Annotated in this window: 18 protein-coding genes; 11 read left to right on the forward strand and 7 right to left on the reverse strand. The window is 68.8% G+C overall.

Features of this window, described 5'->3' with window-relative positions:
• Positions 1–52: 52 nt before the first annotated feature.
• Both AB0J95_RS10690 and AB0J95_RS10695 read right to left on the reverse strand, forming a co-directional pair.
• Positions 53–343, reverse strand: a complete 291-nt coding sequence (locus tag AB0J95_RS10690; protein ID WP_364755400.1) for a hypothetical protein — start codon at positions 341–343, stop codon at positions 53–55.
• A gap of 113 nt (positions 344–456) precedes the next feature.
• Positions 457–1,089, reverse strand: coding sequence for a helix-turn-helix domain-containing protein (locus tag AB0J95_RS10695; protein ID WP_364755402.1), 633 nt, complete (start codon positions 1,087–1,089; stop codon positions 457–459).
• Between the two features lie 70 nt (positions 1,090–1,159).
• On the opposite strand from AB0J95_RS10695, the gene AB0J95_RS10700 reads away from it, so the two are divergent.
• The 3 genes from AB0J95_RS10700 (at position 1,160) to AB0J95_RS10710 (ending at position 4,406) form a co-directional block, all read left to right on the forward strand.
• Positions 1,160–2,626, forward strand: coding sequence for an NAD(P)/FAD-dependent oxidoreductase (locus tag AB0J95_RS10700; RefSeq protein ID WP_364755405.1), 1,467 nt, complete (start codon positions 1,160–1,162; stop codon positions 2,624–2,626).
• Between the two features lie 76 nt (positions 2,627–2,702).
• Entirely contained in the window at positions 2,703–3,269 is a 567-nt protein-coding gene (locus AB0J95_RS10705; protein ID WP_364755408.1) for a TIGR03086 family metal-binding protein, read from the forward strand.
• 105 nt (positions 3,270–3,374) lie between these two features.
• The gene (locus AB0J95_RS10710; protein ID WP_364755410.1) at positions 3,375–4,406 is read left to right on the forward strand and encodes a hypothetical protein; all 1,032 of its coding nucleotides are present in this window, start codon (positions 3,375–3,377) and stop codon (positions 4,404–4,406) included.
• A gap of 98 nt (positions 4,407–4,504) precedes the next feature.
• On the opposite strand, the gene AB0J95_RS10715 is transcribed toward AB0J95_RS10710, so the two are convergent.
• From AB0J95_RS10715 to AB0J95_RS10725, 3 genes are all read right to left on the reverse strand, one after another.
• Positions 4,505–5,020: a helix-turn-helix domain-containing protein gene (locus tag AB0J95_RS10715; RefSeq protein WP_364755412.1), complete on the reverse strand. Its 516-nt coding sequence runs from the start codon at positions 5,018–5,020 to the stop codon at positions 4,505–4,507.
• Positions 5,021–5,124: 104 nt separating this feature from the next.
• Positions 5,125–6,693, reverse strand: coding sequence for an LCP family protein (locus AB0J95_RS10720; RefSeq protein WP_364755414.1), 1,569 nt, complete (start codon positions 6,691–6,693; stop codon positions 5,125–5,127).
• A 443-nt stretch (positions 6,694–7,136) separates the two neighbouring features.
• Complete coding sequence (locus AB0J95_RS10725; RefSeq protein WP_364755417.1) at positions 7,137–8,261, reverse strand: cytochrome P450; 1,125 nt, start codon at positions 8,259–8,261, stop codon at positions 7,137–7,139.
• 133 nt (positions 8,262–8,394) lie between these two features.
• On the opposite strand from AB0J95_RS10725, the gene AB0J95_RS10730 reads away from it, so the two are divergent.
• Positions 8,395–8,937 (forward strand): TetR/AcrR family transcriptional regulator, encoded by a 543-nt coding sequence (locus AB0J95_RS10730; RefSeq protein WP_364755419.1) that lies wholly within the window; start codon positions 8,395–8,397, stop codon positions 8,935–8,937.
• The gene (locus AB0J95_RS10735) at positions 8,934–9,167 is read left to right on the forward strand and encodes a hypothetical protein (RefSeq protein WP_364755421.1); all 234 of its coding nucleotides are present in this window, start codon (positions 8,934–8,936) and stop codon (positions 9,165–9,167) included. The genes AB0J95_RS10730 and AB0J95_RS10735 overlap by 4 nt, the downstream gene beginning before the upstream one ends.
• A 428-nt stretch (positions 9,168–9,595) precedes the next feature.
• Here the strand turns inward: AB0J95_RS10735 and AB0J95_RS10740 are convergent, their stop codons facing one another.
• The gene (locus AB0J95_RS10740; RefSeq protein WP_364755423.1) at positions 9,596–12,796 is read right to left on the reverse strand and encodes a DUF4132 domain-containing protein; all 3,201 of its coding nucleotides are present in this window, start codon (positions 12,794–12,796) and stop codon (positions 9,596–9,598) included.
• 389 nt (positions 12,797–13,185) lie between these two features.
• Here AB0J95_RS10740 and AB0J95_RS10745 point away from each other — a divergent pair, with 389 nt between their 5' ends.
• From AB0J95_RS10745 to AB0J95_RS10765, 5 genes are all read left to right on the forward strand, one after another.
• Positions 13,186–13,419 carry a hypothetical protein gene (locus tag AB0J95_RS10745; protein ID WP_364755425.1) on the forward strand — a complete coding sequence of 78 codons (234 nt, stop codon included), beginning with the start codon at positions 13,186–13,188 and terminating at the stop codon, positions 13,417–13,419.
• Between the two features lie 73 nt (positions 13,420–13,492).
• Positions 13,493–13,675, forward strand: a complete 183-nt coding sequence (locus AB0J95_RS10750; RefSeq protein WP_364755427.1) for a hypothetical protein — start codon at positions 13,493–13,495, stop codon at positions 13,673–13,675.
• A 159-nt stretch (positions 13,676–13,834) separates the two neighbouring features.
• Entirely contained in the window at positions 13,835–14,368 is a 534-nt protein-coding gene (locus AB0J95_RS10755; RefSeq protein WP_364755430.1) for a hypothetical protein, read from the forward strand.
• 20 nt (positions 14,369–14,388) lie between these two features.
• Positions 14,389–14,859 (forward strand): thioredoxin-dependent thiol peroxidase, encoded by a 471-nt coding sequence (bcp, locus tag AB0J95_RS10760; RefSeq protein ID WP_364755432.1) that lies wholly within the window; start codon positions 14,389–14,391, stop codon positions 14,857–14,859.
• A 120-nt stretch (positions 14,860–14,979) separates the two neighbouring features.
• Complete coding sequence (locus AB0J95_RS10765) at positions 14,980–15,846, forward strand: hypothetical protein (protein ID WP_364755435.1); 867 nt, start codon at positions 14,980–14,982, stop codon at positions 15,844–15,846.
• On the opposite strand, the gene AB0J95_RS10770 is transcribed toward AB0J95_RS10765, so the two are convergent.
• A complete protein-coding gene (locus AB0J95_RS10770) occupies positions 15,843–16,949 on the reverse strand; it encodes an FAD-dependent monooxygenase (RefSeq protein WP_364755437.1) in 1,107 nt (368 codons plus the stop codon). The two genes, AB0J95_RS10765 and AB0J95_RS10770, sit on opposite strands and share 4 nt — an antisense overlap.
• A gap of 43 nt (positions 16,950–16,992) precedes the next feature.
• Between AB0J95_RS10770 and AB0J95_RS10775 the strand changes: the two genes are divergently transcribed.
• Complete coding sequence (locus AB0J95_RS10775) at positions 16,993–17,538, forward strand: TetR family transcriptional regulator (protein ID WP_364755439.1); 546 nt, start codon at positions 16,993–16,995, stop codon at positions 17,536–17,538.
• The last annotated feature ends 8 nt before the right edge of the window (positions 17,539–17,546 follow it).

Consider the following 17,546-nt stretch of genomic DNA (forward strand, 5'->3'; position numbering starts at 1 on the left):
TTGTTTGCTGGCCTGCGGCTTCGAGGACCGCAGGCCGTGCCGTCGCGACCGGCTATGCCTTGGTTTCCTCGACCTTTGGTTTCGGGTCCGGTTCGGGTGCCGGTGGCCGGGCGAGGCGGGCGTTGAGGTAGGCCGTGGTGAACTCGAGGGCGTCGCCGTCGAGGCGGTGTACCACGGTCCGTTTCTTGTCGTCGCCGGCGAGTTCGTCGACCAGTTGGTCCGCGCGGTCGCGCGCGGCGATCAGGCCGGGGGCCTTGGCGGTCAGTGTCTTGCCTTTGCCGACGATCGTGATGGTCCAGTCGTCACCGTCGGGCACGTAGTTCGCTTCGATCGGCTCCACCATGACGGCCCCTCTCCGCGCGGCTCCCACGTCCTTGTCACCATTAGACGTCTTTCGAGCCTATCCCGACAGTTGTGGGCGCACTGATCGATCCAGAGTGTTAATCGACACTACTGTCAGTGCTTGTGCCTGGCCTCGACTTCGCCTTTCAGGCCGAACCATGTCATCCGCATGATGTGTTCGGCGGCTTCTTCGGCGGTCACGTCGTCGTGCCGGACGTACCAGACCGAGAGCCGTTCGCACGCGCCGACCAGAATCTCGGCTGCCGCTTCGAGCTCGAGCGGCGTCGCGTCGGGCATGTACGCCGAGAACAGCGCGATGTGCAGCTGGGTCTGTTCCTGGCGGACCGCTTCCATCTCGGCGACCGCGGCCGGCCCGACCACGGCGGCTTCGGTGCGCAGCAGCAGGTCCCATGACCGGCGGTGCTCGTCGGTGTACTTGAAGAACGTCACCAGGCCGCGGCGCAACGCCTCCTCGGGGGTGTCGGCGCCGATCACCGACTCGGCCGTGCGGTCCCGCAGCTCCACCCGCACCTGCCGGATGCAGGCCACGAGCAGGCCTTCCTTGGAGCCGAAGTACTCGTAGAGCATCGGCTTGGACACGCCGACCCGTTCGGCGATCTCGTCCATCGAGGTCGCGGCGTACCCGCGTTCGGCGAAGACCGCTTCGGCGACCGTCATCATCTGCTGTTCCCGGTCCGCCCGCGGCATCCGCCGCCGTCGTTCGGTCTTGCTCCCCGCGCTTGTCACGACACTCACTCTACCGTTTCCTACTTGAAGTAACCTACTATCGGTAACATCCGAGCCGCTTGGAGGAGACATGGGCAACCGACACGAGACCGGGGTCGTGGTCATCGGCACCGGGTTCTCCGGGCTCGGCATGGCCATCCAGCTCAAACGCACCGGCCGCGCCGACTTCGTGGTGCTGGAGAAGAACCAGGACGTCGGCGGCACCTGGCGGGACAACACCTACCCGGGCTGCGCGTGTGACATCCCGTCGCACATGTACTCCTTCTCGTTCGAGCAGAACCCCGGCTGGAGCCGCTCCTACTCACCGCAGCAGGAGATCTGGGACTACCTGCGCCGCGTTACGGACAAGTACCACGTTCGCGACCACATCCGGTTCGGCACCGAGATGGTCAGCGCGCGCTGGGACGACGACGAGGGCCGCTGGCACCTGCACGCGAGCAACGGCGACGAGTACGTCGCCCGGTTCCTGGTGTCGGGTATTGGCGCGCTGCATATCCCGCACATCCCCGAGCTGCCCGGGCTGACGGACTTCAAGGGCGAGACGTTCCACTCGGCGACCTGGAACCACGGCTACGACCTGCGCGGCAAGCGCGTGGCGGTGATCGGCACGGGCGCGAGCGCGATCCAGTTCGTCCCGCGGATCGCGCCCGACGTGGAGAAGCTGACACTGTTCCAGCGGACCGCGCCGTGGATCATGCCCAAGCCGGACTACGAGATGCCGTCGTGGGTGAAGCGCCTGTTCAAGACCGTGCCGCTGACCCAACGGCTCTACCGCGACTTCGTCTACTGGCTGCTGGAGTCGCGCGCGATCGCGTTCAGCTCCCGCCCCGGCCTGCTGAAGCTGGCTCAGGGCCTGGCCAAACGGCACATGGCCAAGCAGATCAAGGACCCCGCGTTGCGCCGAAAGCTGACCCCGGACTACACGATGGGGTGCAAACGTGTGCTGGTCTCGAACGACTACTACCCGGCGCTGACCCGCGACAACGTCGAGGTGGTCACGTCCGGCGTCGCGCAGGTCCGCGAGCACAGCGTGGTGACGACCGACGGCGAGGAGTACGAGGTCGACGCCATCATCTTCGGCACCGGCTTCCACGTCACCGACGCGTTCGACTACCTGGACGTCGTCGGCCTCGACGAGACCAACCTGGCCAAGCACTGGCAGCGCAACGGCATCCAGACCCACAAGGGCATCACGGTGGCCGGGTTCCCCAACCTGTTCTTCCTGCTGGGCCCGAACACCGGCCTGGGCCACAACTCCGTGGTGTTCATGATCGAGTCGCAGATCCGGTACGTCGCCGACGCGATCAAGCTGGTGGAACGCAGCCGCGCCAAGGCGTTGAACGTCCGCCCGCAGGCACAGGACGAGTTCAACTCGCGGATCCAGCGGCAGCTGGCGAAGGGCGTGTGGTCGCAGGGCGGTTGTGACAGCTGGTATCTCGACGCGATGGGCGTGAACCGGACCATCTGGCCGGGCTTCACCTGGCGCTACTGGCTGGAGACCCGCAAGGTCGACCCGGCGGACTTCCAACTGACCTGAAACTCATGTCGAGTCCCGGTGGATGGCTGCGTCCTTGAGGTGTTCGTGAGGCACTTCGAGGATGGAGTTGGTCTTGATGCTGCAGTTGTACCGGCGGGCTCAGGATGGGTTCGATGCTGTTGTGACACAGGTTCCGGCGGGGGCCTGGGACAAGCCGTCGGAGTGTTCCGAGTGGACGGTCGGGGACGTCGCCGGGCACGTGATCTGGGGTCAGCACCGGCTGCGGACGTGGGCGACCGGTGAGGAGTGGGGCGAGACCGCCGGCGCACCGGGGTCGCCGCATCCAGCGGTCATGATGGGCGACGATCCGGTGGCGACTTGGCGGGCGGCGCGTTCATCGTGTTTCGCGGCGCTCACCGAGGAGGCGCTGGCACGGACCGCGACCCTGCCGGGGCTCGGCGAGGTGCCGGTGGGCGCGCTGATCTCGTTGATGATCACCGACCATGTCGCCCACACGTGGGACATCGGGCACGCCCTGGGGCTGGACGTGCACCTGGATGAGGAGCTGGTCGCGGTCGCGTTCGACTGGTCGCGCAAGAACGTGGTGCGGCGGCCCGGGTTCTTCGGCCCCGAGCTGACCCCACCCACCGACGCGGGCGAACAGACCCGCATGCTGGCCTTCCTGGGCCGGCGGGAGGACTGACCGTCCACTGTGGGCCGGACGCCGGGTGGACCGCCCGGCGTCCGGGCGGCGGGGCACCCGGGTCGCTAGGCTGGGGCGAACTCAAGGGGTGGAGGGGGTTCCGACATGTCCGGACCAGGCTGGCAGCAACAACAACCAGACAACCAGCAGTACCCACAACAACCGCCGGCCCAACCAGCGCAGTACCCGCCGGGCTTCACTCCACCCGCACAAAACGCACCCACCCCACCGGGGCCACAGCAGCCGCCTCCTGCGGCCTTCCAGGCGCAGCAGGACTCGGCCGCCCATCCGCCTGGCTTTCAGCCCCAAGGAGCGGCCGGGTCCCGGCCCGGCTTCCAGCCTCAGCAGCAAGCGGCTGCCTACCCACCCGGCTTCCAGCCGCAGGCACCGGGCCGGCCCCCGCAGACACCAGCGTCTGGCTTTCACCCGCAGCAGGCCCCGCCGCCAGGCTTCCAGCCCCAGCCGGGCGCCGACCACCATCAGCAGCAAGGCGCGTCCTTCATCCCCGGGTTCGACCAGACCAGGCCCTACCAGCAGCAGTGGTCCCCGGAGCAGCCCAAGCGCAAGAGCAAGCTGCCCAAGATCCTCATCATCACCGCGATCGTGCTGCTCGTGCTGGCCGGTGGTGGGTGGGTGACGTGGCGGATCATCTACGTGTCCCGGGACGAGGGCGCCACGCCGATCGGCGCCCAGCCGAACCCGCGCTGCGCGGTCAGCGAGGAGGCGCTCAAGAGCGCCAACGCGACCGTCTTCACCCGCGGCTACGAGGACCAGGGCAACTTCTACTGCGACTATTCGATCGCGCGGGGCGGCAGCACCGTTCGCACGATCCGCGTCGCCGTGGTGCCGAACGTGCACCCGCAGCTGGTCGCCGACCCCAACGTGTTCCAACGGCAGTTCGGCGATACCCAGGGCTCGTTCAAAGCAGGCCCCAAGCTCGGCGACAAGTCGACCTACCGGGCCTTCGAGCACGACGGCCACACCTATCTGGACCTGTACGTGCTCAAGGGCGACACGATCACCAAGGTCAGCCTGTACGGCTACACCAAGGGGTTCTTCGGTGACACGCCTGCCCCGCTGGACCAGGGCGAGAAGGACCTGACCGCGATCGCGAAGGAACTCGTCGAGAAGAAGTGATCCCTTCCGGGGAACCTCAGCCTGGGGGCCTGCCGAGGTTCCCCGGAAGGGCGGAACCGGCATCGGGCGCGGTCGTTGCCGGTTCCATGTGGGTGGCTCTAGTCGTCCTCGTCGTGCTCACCGAAGTGGTGGTGAACGGCGACGGGTTCGGGTGCGGCGCCGCCGATGCGGCGCAGTAAGGCGATCAGTTCGACGGTCTGCAGGCCGCAGAGCGCGGCGAGCTGCTCCAGGGCGGCGAAGTCCAGCTGGACCTCGGCGGCCCCGGCGTTCGGGAGGTGGTCGAGCCTGCCTCTGGCCCAGCGGCGCAACGGCAGCAGCTCGTCGTGGTCGTCGCGGACGACCTGGCGCAGGTCGAGCCGGATCCGGCCACGGGGGGCGTCGGCGAACACGCGCTCGTGCACGCGCGCCATCAGCTCGTGCGGTTGCTCGTCGAGAGCCACACAGATCTCGACGAACCGGACGACCGAGCACTGTCTCGTGCCCAGCTCGTAGGTGGCGAGCGTTTGCAGCGAGATCTCGCTCTGCAAGCGGCGGTTGAGCTGCTTGCGAGTCAGGCCACGTTTCTTACGCAGCCGGCGGATCTCGTCCCCGAGCACCCGCTGGTACACAGCCACGTCGAACAACACACTGGAGGAACTGATCAGGCCCGCCGCTATTACGCGAAAGTAGAATTTTCTTTCACGTGTTGCTCCGAACGGGCGAAGCGAGCCTGGTCAGGCTAGTTGACGCACGGTGCGCCGTTGGCCCCGATCTGCGCTCCGGGCGGCTGCGCCCGCAACGCGGGCGGGTTCATCTGCAGCAACGGCTCGCCGGCCAGGCCCTGCGAGGACTTGTAGTCCTTGCCGAGGTACACCACGACGTGTCCCTTGGGCACAGACGTGTCCTGTTCGACCGTGTAGTCCTTGCCGAGCGCGTCGACCACCTTGTCGGCGTTGGCCTTCTCACCCTTGGCGTACCGGACCACGGTCTTACTGCGCACGCTGGCGTTGAGCGTCGTGCCTTCCTTGTAGCCCTGGCTGGTCAGGTCCTTGAGCACCTGTGCGGCCAGGCCCGACCCGCCGTTGCCGTTGCGGACGTCCACGGTGATGCCGTTGCCGGGCGTGTCCGGGTTGCTGCTCGCCGAGCTGCTCGGCGACTGGCTGCCCGAGGTGGCCGGCTGGCCGACGCCGGGCAGCAGGCCCTGCACGAACGTCTTCACGTCGGCGGTGTTGATCTGGATCGCGTCGCCGTCCTCCGGCGTCTTGAGGTCCGGCCTGCCGGTTGGGATGGTCTTGAAGTCCAGCTGCCCGGCGGTCATGCCGGACATCTGCCGGGCGAAGTCGACGATGTTCCACCGCGGGTCCAGCACGACCGACTTCTTGATCGCGGCCAGCAGCGAGTCCAGCTTCTTGGAGTCGGTCAGCGTGCCCGCGCTGAGCACCTTGCTGGCCATGCCCTTCATGAACACCTGCTGGCGCACGATCCGGTCCAGGTCACCGTTGGGCAGGTTGTGCCGCTGCCGCACGAACGCCAGCGCCTGCGGGCCGGCCAGGGTCTGCGGGCCCGCCGGGAAGTTCGCCCCGGAGAAGCTGTCCTTGGCCGGTTTGAGCAGGCACACGTCCGCGCCGCCGACCGCGTCGGTGATGTCGGCGAAGCCGAGCAGGTTCACCTCGGAGTAGTGGTCGATGGTGGCGCCGGTGAGGTCCTGGATCGTCTTGATCAGGATCTGCGCGCCCTCCTGGCTGGACTTGACCTCCAGCTGGGCCGGGTCGGTGACGCCCTGCTTCTTCAGCCTGGCCGTCGCCGCCGCCTTGCCGCGGGCATAAGCCGAGTTGATCTTGTGCTTGCCGAAGCCGCCCGCGATGTTGACGTACGAGTCACGCGGGATCGAGATGCCGACGGCCTTGCTGCCGTCGTTCGGGATGCGCATCAGGATCAGCGTGTCGGTGTTCAGCGGGCCGTCGGCGACACCGGCGTTCAGCCGGGCCAGCAGCTCCTTGGACAACGGGTGGCCCTGCGCGTCGACCCGGCTGTCCAGGCCGACCAGCAGCACGTCGGTGGCGCCGTCGGCGGGCTTCGGGCCACCCGCGCCCGGGTCGATCACGTCGGCGGTGGTGTAGCCGCTGACGATCTCGTTGTACTTGTCCCAGCCGATCCCGGTCGCGCTCAGCACGACCAGCGAGGCCACCGCGAGGGCGACCTTGCCGGCGACGAACCTCGGACGGCGCGGCGGCGGGGCCGCGGGACGCGACCTCTGCCGGTCACGATCCCGGTCGCGGCCGCGGTCGTCGTAGTCACGGTCGTCCACGGCCGGACGCACCCGGGTCCTGGGCGGCGGCTCGCTGCGCACTGGGGTACGGCCCGGCGGGGGAGCCTGCTCACGACCCGGGGGCGGCGGCACCCGGCGACGTGGCGGCACCCCTGGCTGGCCACGCGGCGGCACCGGACGTCCTCCTCGGCCCTGCTCACCCGCGCGACCGCCCGACCTCGGCGGCCCGTAGTCCAATCCAGCTCTCCTTCGCTAGCTGCGCCATCCCCCGACACACGTAGTTGGACGCCTGGCCCTGGTATGGGGTTGCCGTAGCGTGACACACCACTACACCGGGGCTTACGACCACATCGTGGTACGGCGTGCCGTCACCCCATTGGGGGAACCGGTGCACCCGTCCTGATCTGCGGCCACACGTCATCATGCAGGGAAATGCGCGGGCGGCCGAATCCGTGCACGGGTGGACCGGGAAGTGAGCCGGATCACGCCGCCTTGAGCCGCACCGGCAACGCGTTGAGTGCCCGGACCATTCCGCTGCGCCACGTCAGGTCCTGCCACGGCACGGCCAGCCCGATGCCCGGGAACCGGGTCAGCAGGGCGGTGAACGCGATCTCGGCCTCCATCCGCGCCAGCGCGGCGCCCAGGCAGAAGTGCGTGCCATGGCCGAACGCGAGGTGTGCGTTGTTCGTTCTGGTCAGGTCGAGGAAGTCCGGATCGTCGAACCGTGCCGGGTCGCGGTTGGCGGCGGGCAACGCGATCGCCACCACACTCCCGGCCGGGATGTCCGTGCCACCGAGGGTGAGGTCCTGGGCCGCGATCCGGGGCGGGGCGGACACGATCGGGCCGTCGAACCGCAGCATCTCCTCGACCGCCTGCGGGACAAGCGAAAGGTCGGCGAGCAGCAGCTCGAGCTGGGCCGGGTTGGTGAACAGCGACACCATGCCGGTGCCGATCAGGTTCACCGTGGTCTCGTGGCCCGCGATGAGCAGCAGCATCAACATGCTGACCAGCTCGTCGTGGTCCAGCTGACCGGCCCGGATCAGCGCGTGCGTCAGGTCGGGCTGGGCGTCCTCGGGCAGGTCCTCGACCGTGATCCCGGCGACGAAGTCCTCCAGGTAGCCGCGGATGGCGTGACTCGCGGCCCGGCTCGCCTCGCGGTCCTCGCCACCCATCAACAGCCTCGCGGTCCAGCCGCGGAACTGGTCCTGGTCGGCGTACGGCAGGCCGAGCAGGTCACAGATCACCGTGACCGGGAGCGGGAACGCGAACTCGTCCATCAGGTCGAGCTCGTCCTGGCCGGCCATCCGGTCGAGCAGCCCTGACGTGATCTCGCCAACCCGCGGCCGCAGGCTCTCCACGCGACGCGGTGTGAAGGCGCGTTTGACGGCCTGCCGCAGGCGCGTGTGATCCGGCGGGTCGCTGTCGAGCATGTTGCGGCCGAGGCCGGACTCGCGCTGGTTCTGCACGACCCGGTCGCGCAGCCAGTCCGGGGCGTTGCGGGCGTCCCGGCACAGCCGCGGGTCGGTGAACGCGGCCCGCGCCTCCTCGTACCCGGTGACCAGGTACGCGATCCCCATGTTGGGCATGTCGATCCGTTGAACGGTCATCTGCTCCCCCGCAATTCCGAACGAGTGTCCGTTACCGGACCCATGTTCGATACTGAAACGGCTGAACACCAGGCACAGTTCCGTGGAAGGTGTCCGGTACTGAACATCTCCGGCGCAACTGTGCGGAAACGGGGTGCATGTGGAGGACCGCAGGGTTCGGCGGACCCGCGAACGGCTGCAGGAGGCGTTGGTCGCGCTGGTGCTGGAGAAGAGCTACCAGAAGGTGACCGTGCAGGACATCCTCGACCGCGCCGACGTGGGCCGCTCGACGTTCTACACGCACTACCAAAGCAAGGACGACCTCCTGCTGAGTGGCTACGACGACGTGCGCGTGGCGTTTCTCGCGGAGGCCCAACGCGTGCCGGACGACATCCTCGGCCCGATGCGCGCGCTGTTCCACTCGGTCAAGAAGCAGCGGGCGCTGTACGAGGCGATGGTGCTCGGCCACGAGCTGGCGATCCGGCCGATCCGCGACCAGCTGAACACGATCCTGTTCGAGCATCTGCGGCCGCGGCTGACGGTCAGCGATGAGGAGCTCAGCGCGATCGTGGTGTTCCTGTTCAGCGGGATGAACGGGTTGATCACCTGGTGGATGGTGACCAAGGCGCGGTGCTCGGCGGACGAGATGTACGAACGCTTCCGCCGGCTGGCGTTGCCCGGTCTGGCAGCCCTGTGAGCCTTTCCTTGTGCGGCTGGGGATTGCTCGTCGCCGAGAAGGGTGAGGCCGGCGGGCATCAGGGTCGTCGTCTCGAGCAGGGCCTGGATCAGGTTGTGGTTCAACACATTGCCGACCGGTTCGCCAATGCCGTCGTCACGGACGATCCCGAGGATCTGCGCGGCGAGGCGTTTGCGGACGGCTTCGACCGTGTTGGTGGTGGTCTTGACGGTCCAGGTGCGGCCCGTTGAGGCGCTTGAGGTCGTCGACGACCTGCTTCCACGCCACCGGTCGCGGGTGTCGTTCCTACCGGAGGTACCGCTGCCCCAACGCGGTGAGCACGAGCCGTTCGGAGTCACTGAGGTCGTACATGCCGGGCACTTTGGCACGGCTGCGCGGCCCACCGGCCCGACCCGGCGAGCGCCGCACTCATGAGGTGGGCTTCCAGCAGACGCGAGCGGTTTTGGTTGTGGACGCGGGCAGCAACCGCGGCACCAGATCCCGGAACGTCACCTCGAACTCCCTCACCAGTCCCACCCCGGGTATGCGACCCCACCCTCAGGACCGGCCCGCCCACCAGACCAGAGCCACCTCCAGCGCCAATCCGGCAACCGTCAGGCCCCTCATCGCGCCCCCAGACCACAGTTCGCAGGGCGACCCATGCGCAATTCCGGTTCGCTCAGCCGGTGACTGCGGACGACGTGGCTGTGGGCGACGTGGCTGTGGACAACGTGATTGCGGATAACTCGGCGAGGAGCTCGGACGCGGTCACCGGGTCGAGTTCGCCGAACACCCGTCGGTCCCGCGGATCGCAGAACCGGTCGCCTGGTGGGCACAGCCAGATATCGGTCAGGATCTGGTGCTCGTTGTCGCTGCCGTGGCCCGTGGTGATCCCCGGATTCAGGGTGAGCACAACGGATCCGCCGCCCGGCACCGGACGGGTGATCCACCGCTCCACGCTGTGGTCCTGGGGGTCGCCCCGTCGCCAGCCGCGGTTGGCCAGGCCGAGTAACCGCGCGCTGGGAACTGTCATGCCATGGAACCGGTCCAGCCGCGTCGCCTGCATCTCTTGTGGGGTAAGGACGTACGCGGGCCGGTCGAGTTGCGGGAACGGCTGGATGATCTCGTAGTCCGCGAACACCCCCGCCCACCGGTCGGCTACATCCGTCAGCTGGACGGGGTGCGCCACGCTCACGGTCGCGTCCTCCGGCAGCGTCCACGGCTCGTCGTTGACATCGACCGGAGTGCGATCCTCGGCGAGCCGGAACGTCTCGCCCTTGTTCGTCCGCCACACCAGTCTGCGCACGATATGCCCCAGCAGTGGGTGTTCGGCGAGCAACGAGACGAACTCCTCCGCGGGCCACTCGCGCTGGCTCAGCATCGCGGACTCCAGCCGGGCGATCTGACCGGCCGCCACCCCGCGCACGTCCTTCTTCAACGTGGTGAACCGTTTGTACTCGATCGGGGCCAACGCCGGATCGTCTTTCACCCCTGGCTTCGGCAAGTCCTTGCGCCGCTTGCCATCCCCGTCGAGGACGTAGGGCTGCAGCGACTCGTCGAAGCCCACAGTGAACCGGCGCGACCCGTAGTCGATCATCAGCGATGCCGTCTCGTCCAGACCGAAGGCCGGCACCAGCCGGTCTGCCAACTGGTCGGCGGTCAGCCCGAGACCGGCGGCAACGGCGGTGATCTTCTCCTCCGCTCGCTCCTTCAACGCCTTGAACGGCAACTTCTGCGCGATCCTGTGCAGATGGGTCAACGCCATGCCGGTCCCGATGGCAGCGAGCACGTCCAGGCCCAGCACGGCTTTGGCGTGCCCGTTCTCACCCGGCCAGGCGCGGATCAGCGGGGTCAGCGCGCGTACCGTGTCGTCGTCGCCGAGCACGCCCAACGCGGTGAACGCCCACGACTCCTTCGCTGGGGAGTCCGCGTCGCGCCAGCGCTCGAACAGGTCCCACGCGAACGATGCCAGCGACGCCGGGTCACACAAGTCTTGGACAACGCGGATGCCCGCGTACACGGAGTCCACTGTGGATATCCGCAGCATTGTGAGGAGGTGCCCGACGGCGGCGACCGGCAGGGCCGTCTCCTTGTCCCGCATGAGGATCTGCGGGAACATGCCCGGGTGCGCCCACGTCGGGAGCGCGGGCATCTTCGCCGGCAGAACACCGAGCTCACCCAACGCGAGCATGCCTTCGATCGCCTGCGCGGCCTCCTCGCCGTACTCGCGGGCAGCCGCCTGAACATCGGTCACGCCGTCGAGGAACAACAGCGCTGCCTCGGCCTCGCTGCGGTGTCTGCCCGGTCTGCCCAACGCCGCGGGCACCAAAGCGGCCGCGGCGAACTCCGCGTGCCGACGCAACCACGCCTCCGCAGTCGGGCGCGCGCCTTTGTTGCGTACGAGCCATTCCGCCATCAGCTGCGCCACCGAGGCGTCCGCGAACGGCAGCAGCAACTCACCGTTGTGCGCGGGCGCCTTCGAAGCGACCCACTGGAGCACCGGCAGACCAGCGATCCCATGCCGGGCCGCGAACGGTCTCCCCCACTCGAACGCGCTGGTGTGCAACGGCCGCCACGACTCCAGCACCGGGTCGATCACCTCGGCCGGTCCGCGCGTGAACAGCCATACCTCCTGGTACCAGGGCAGCTGGAAGCCGCGGTACTGCCGCATGGCCTGATCCCAGTCGGGGAACGTGCCCGACCAGCACTCGTCCACCGGCGACGCGGCCCATTCCTCGCGCTCGCCCGGCGTCCAGCAGGCCGCGGGCTGTCCGATGGGCTGAAGTCCCGGCAGGACAACAGGTTCACGTCGACGGGTCCACGGTGGATCGACCAGCGCCGACGGCAGGTCCGTCGCCTCGGGAACCCCCGGCATCACAGCCAAGCCGTCTGGAGGCGCGATGCCTGGGTGCGCCACGAGATGGTCCCGCAGCAACGAAGTCTCGCCCGCCGCGGCCAGCAGCCGCGCCGCCCGCTCGGGGAACCGGTTCATCATGTCCAGCAGGACCGGCCGGACCAGCGGCTGGTCCACCCGGGCCAGCATCAGCCCGAACGCCTCATCGGTCGGCAGCTGCCCGAGCAGCTTGAGCAGCCGTCTGCGGTCGGGCTTGCTGCCCTTGTGCCGGTCCAGCAGCGACGCCACCCCGGGCGCGATCGACGGGCCGATTCTCGCCGCGGCCACGCGCAGGCGCTCCTCACTGGCCAGCTTGAACCAGAAGGAGGCCTCGGTGACGAGCAGGGTGTACTGCCCGCCGGTGCTCAGCGACTGCAGCAGCAGATCCTGCCCCGGCCACGAGTACTGCTGGGTGATCGCGACCGCCTCCCGGCAGACCTCGTCGACCCAGTCCACCCGGGTCGGCACCAGGTAGGCCGCGACCACCCGGCAGCCGAGCCCGGTCGCACGATGCCGGGCGAGCACCTCGGCGACCGCGTCGAACTCGCCCGCACGCACGCCGGCCAGCAGGCGTCTGAGCCGCTCGAGCATCGGCGCGACGGTCATCATCTGCCGCACCAGTCTGGCGCCGACCAGCGCGTGGGCCGCGTGGACCTCGCCGAGACGCGCGGCGACCTCAACGGTGAACAGCAGGCCGTGTCTGCCGATCAGCGCGTCGGCGATGCGCTCCTGGCCCTCCGTCCGGTCGATCGCGTGCAGCACCGCGACCAGCGCCGCCGCCCCCAGCGGGGTGCCCGTCCCGGCGAGGTACGCGCGCAGCTGCGCACCGAGCTCGCCATCGCCGGTGAAGTGCTTCGGCATGGCCGCGATCCGCTCACGGAGGAACTCCTCCGCCAACGGGTCCGGCTCGGTCCCGCCGTCGTCGCCGGGCCAGGGGTGAACCCTGGCCCGCCACGACTTCGGGACGGTGAACGTGGTCTCTCGCACTGCGCTGACTCCCCTGGTCCGGACGTTGGCAGCACCATACGGGCAGGCACCGACAATTTTGGAAAACCGTTGGCGCACAACGGAAAGAGCCGCGATCATGGGGTGTCGCGCGACGCTGCGGAAACTCAGCGGACCTCCTGAAGGACACACCGGCCGCCCGGCCGGCTCGCCGGAGTCACGGCGCCGGGAACGGTCACGGTTCGCCGACGCCGCACACGGCCTGATCGAGGCGCTGCGACGGCATGGGTACACGCGCCGGGATTCTGTCCATCGCCGCCACATGGATCGAACACCGAACGCCACCGAAACGCCGATGACCTGGGCAAACACATCGTTGGCCAGGTCACGCGGGCTGGCCCGGCGTGACCTGGCGGCGATAGGCTCTGCCGGTGTCCACTCCAGGGTCGCTGCCCCAGCGCACGGTCTGCCACGGCTGTCGTCAGGTCACGCACATCAGGCTGGAGGACGAGGACGACGTGGCCATCCTGCGGCCGATGACCGTGCCCGGCCAGGGCTCGATCTACCACGAGGTGGCGCCCGGGGTCATGGTCGAACGGGCCTGCCCGATCTGCGGCGAGTCCGACGACATGGGCTGGGTCGAAGGGTGCGTACCGCCGGTCTGAGCGTGATACTCCACCCAGGTGCTTGACCGGCGCGCCCGGCCTGGCACCATTCGAACCGACGGGAGGGGCCACCATGCGCGTGTTCGAACCGCTGAAGCGGGCCCTGCGCGTGGTCGACTGGTTCGAGGCGCGCGGCGTCTACGTGCCAGGGGAGGACAGCCACCCGGTCTCGCCGTGGCGGGACTTCGGCTGGCTGATCGCCACCTGGCTGGTCACTGTCGGCATGTTCGTCGTCTTCTTCGCGATGGCCGCATAAGCCCGTTTGGTCACTCCAGGTGCCCCTTCGGTTACAGCTTGGCCACATCACGACACCAGCTCTGACTCGACCAGCCGAACGGTTTAGGTAATCCGGCCCACAAGCCTCACTCTGTGGAAGTCACACCTCCCATCCCCGTTGGTCGAAAGTAGGACACCCGTGAGAGCCGGGCTGGCCGCCGTCGCATGCGCGCTGCTGGCGCTCGTGGCCGGATGCGGTGCCGACGGGATGAACCGGGCCGACGCGAAGGTCGTCTCCGAGGCCGCAGCGCCCAGCGAGGTGCCGGTCAAGGTGGCCGGCGGACTGGCGAAGTGGGGCGAGCAACGGCCGGCCGGGGACACCCTGCTGGTCACCGTCTCCTCGCCGCGGTCGTTCGTGCCGGGCGACACGGCGTATCCGAAGGCGCCGCGGGCGGCCGGGTTCGACATCACCCTCGAGAACGTGGGCACCAGCGTGTACCGGTCCTCGCAGCTGGTGGTGCAGGCGTCCACGTCGGACGGCAAGCGGATGGCGGCCGTGGTCGACGCCACCCAGGGCTACTCGGGAGTGCTCGCCGGGGAGGTCCTGCCGGGCCGGACCGCACGCCTGTCGCTGGCGTTCGCGTTACCCGCCGACCAGGTGAACGTGGTGGTCACGGTGCAGGCCAACGTGGCGCAGGCGACCACGACCGCCGAGTTCGAAGGCCCGGCCTGAGCCGGGTAGGTTCTCGCGACATGAGCGACAACAGGCTGGCAGCCGGGGACGCCGCCCCGGACTTCACGCTGCCCGACAGCACCGGCAAGACCGTGTCCCTGTCGGACTACCGCGGCCGTTCCGTGGTCGTGTACTTCTACCCCGCCGCGGGCACGCCCGGGTGCACCAAGCAGGCCTGTGACTTCCGGGACAACCTCGCCGAGCTGAACGACGCCGGGTTCGAGGTGCTCGGCATCTCCCCGGACAAGCCGGCCAAGCTGGCCAGGTTCGTCGCCGACGAGGGCCTGACGTTCCCGCTGCTGTCCGACGAGGACCGCTCGGTGATGCAGGAGTGGGGCGCGTACGGCGAGAAGCAGAACTACGGCCGGACGGTCACCGGGGTGATCCGGTCGACGTTCATCGTCGACGCGGATGGCAAGATCGCGAAGGCGGCCTACAACGTCCGGGCGACCGGTCACGTTGCCAAGCTCCGCAAGGATCTCGGGGTCTGAACGTCACCCCGGACGGGCTCAACCAAACCCGTCCGGTGGGCGTCAAGAACGCCCTGACCTGCGACAAAGTTGAGCTGAGCACCGCTCAACTCCGGCCCTGCGGCCCGGCGTCGTCGGGTCATGAAGAGGATCGCGTTTGGGGTCGCGCTGGTGCTCATACTGTCGGGGTGTGCCGCGAAGACGGCCGCCCCGCCATCAGCGACCGAGCTGCTCATCGTCCCGACCGTGGAGCCGGCCTCGCCGACTCCCCCGGCCACACCACCACCCGCCGTCAGTTCGCCCGCGCCGAAGGCCAAGCCGAAGATCGGGGCGGCCGTCACCGCGACGGTCAAGACGGCCATCACCGGCGCCGTGGTGATCGACCGGCAGACCGGCGACCAGGTCGTCAGCGAGAACGCCGACCGTCAGTTCCACTCCGGGTCGCTGGTCAAGCTGCTGATCGCGGTGGACGCGCTGCGGCGGCACCCGAAGGACTCGAACACCATCAGCCGGGTCACCGACATGATCCGGTACAGCGACGACGGCATCGCCAGCTCCTTCTGGGTGCGGGAGGGCGGCACCTCCATCGTCGGCCGGATGGCCAAACTGATGGGCCTGCTGAACACCGAACCGCCCACACCCAGTACCCAATGGGGTGAAACCCTGGTCACCGCCAACGACTTGACCCGGGTCTACGACTACATCCTGAAGCAGGCCGCCGCGGGCGACCGGGATGTGATCGTGCGGGCGATGGCGTCGGCGGCACCGAAGGGCTCGGACGGGTTCAACCAGTCGTTCGGGATCATGACCGCGATGGACCACTGGGCGGTCAAGCAGGCGTGGACCAACGACGACACGTCGATGTCCTGTCACAGCACGGGTTTGGTCGGGGACGGCTGGCGGTACACGGTGATCATCCTGACCGAGTACCCGCGGTCCACCCCGTGGTCATCGGCCACGAGCGCGGTCACCGCCGCGGCGAAGAACATCCGGTCGATACTGTCCTAAAGCGACCAGTTGAACACGCCCGCGAACGAGCGGAGCATGGCCCGGGCCGGGACGAGTCGCATTCCGTTGTCCCGCAAGGCAACGGCCGCCCTGGACCGGGCCAGGCCGACGCGGCCGGCCATTCTGGACATCCGCGCGACCGACTGGGTTCTGGGCCGGCGCAGGCGGTCGTAGCGGTCGAGTCCGTCGTTGACGATCGCACCGAGGGTCGCCGCGTCCTCGAGCGCCATGCACCCGCCCTGGCCCATGTTCGGGGTCATCGAGTGGGCCGCGTCGCCGAGCAGCACCACCCGATCGTGGACGTATGACTTGAGTTTCGGGACGTAGTGAATGTCGTGCCGCATGACGCGACCCGGATCGACCTGCGGCAAAAGTGAGGCGATGGGTTCGGCCCAGGTGCCGAAGCGGCGGAGCAGCTCCGCGTGTTCGTCGTCGTTCGTCTGTCCTTCCGGGGCGGCTGCGCCCGCGAACATGTAGACCTGGTCGCGGGGCAGCTGCAGGACACCGAACTCCTCGCCGCGCCCCCAGTACTCGCCGCCGACCTCAAGGCGTTCGCCGGGCCGGTCGAGGATCATGCGCCAGGCCGTCGAACCCGAGTAGATCGGTGTCGTCCCGGGCCAGAACAACTGACGGACAACGCTTTTCAGCCCATCGGCGGCCACCAGGAGGTCCGCTCGGGATTCTCCACCCGTGTGTGTGACGACAACCTGGTTGTCCAGGCGCACATCCGTGACCCTGGTGCTCGTTCTGACCACACCTTCGGGTACTGCTTTGGCCAGAACGTGTAGCAGGTCCGCGCGGTGCAACGCGACCGCGGGCCCGAACCGCCGGTCCAGCTCGGTGAAGTCGGTGCGCAGCAACCAGTCGCCGCGCGGGTTGCGGATGCCCGCGGTGGCCTCGATCGCGCCGGCCGCCCGGACCTCGTCGCCGAGGCCGATGGCGTCGAGCGCGCGCAACGCGTTGGGCCACAACGTCAGGCCCGCGCCCACCTCGGTGAACTCGGCGGCCTGTTCCAGCACCTCGACCTGCCAGCCGGCCCGGATCAGGGCGGTCGCCGCCGCCAGCCCGCCGATGCCGCCGCCAACGATGATCGCGGTTCGCACACCGCACCTCCTCTACATCTGTAGAGGACTCTACACTTGTAGAGTGCCGGACCGAAGAGCCCACCTGACCGACGCGGCGATCGTCACACTCGCCCGCTCGGGCATGCGCGGCCTGACCCACCGGGCCGTCGACCGCGAGGCCGGCCTGCCCGAGGGCTCCACTTCCTACTACTTCCGCACGCGGGAAGCCCTGCTCCAGGCGACCCTGGAGCGTTTGGCCGAGTTGTCGACGGCGGACATCGAGGCCACGCCACCCACGGACCTCGACGCGATCGCGGGACTGCTGCACCGCTGGCTCACCGACGGCCGCGACCGCATGCTGGCCCGGTTCGAGCTGACCCTGGAGTCCACCCGCCGCCCCGAACTCCGCGAGGTCCTGCTGGCCGCCGGTGCCTCCTTCCGCGCCGCCGCGACCCAGTTGCTGACCGAGGCGGGCGTCCCCGATGCGCGGCGGCGCGCGGAGAACCTCGTGGCCTGCATCGACGGCCTGCTGTTCGACCAGATCGCCGAAGCCGGGCCGGTTCGCTCCGCAGACGACCTGCGCGACGCGCTGATCCCCCTGTTCGCAACGGCATTCGCGGCCCAGTAACGTAGACC

The sequence above is a fragment of the Actinocrispum sp. NPDC049592 genome (assembly GCF_040675465.1).
Classification (GTDB): Bacteria; Actinomycetota; Actinomycetes; order Mycobacteriales; family Pseudonocardiaceae; genus Kibdelosporangium.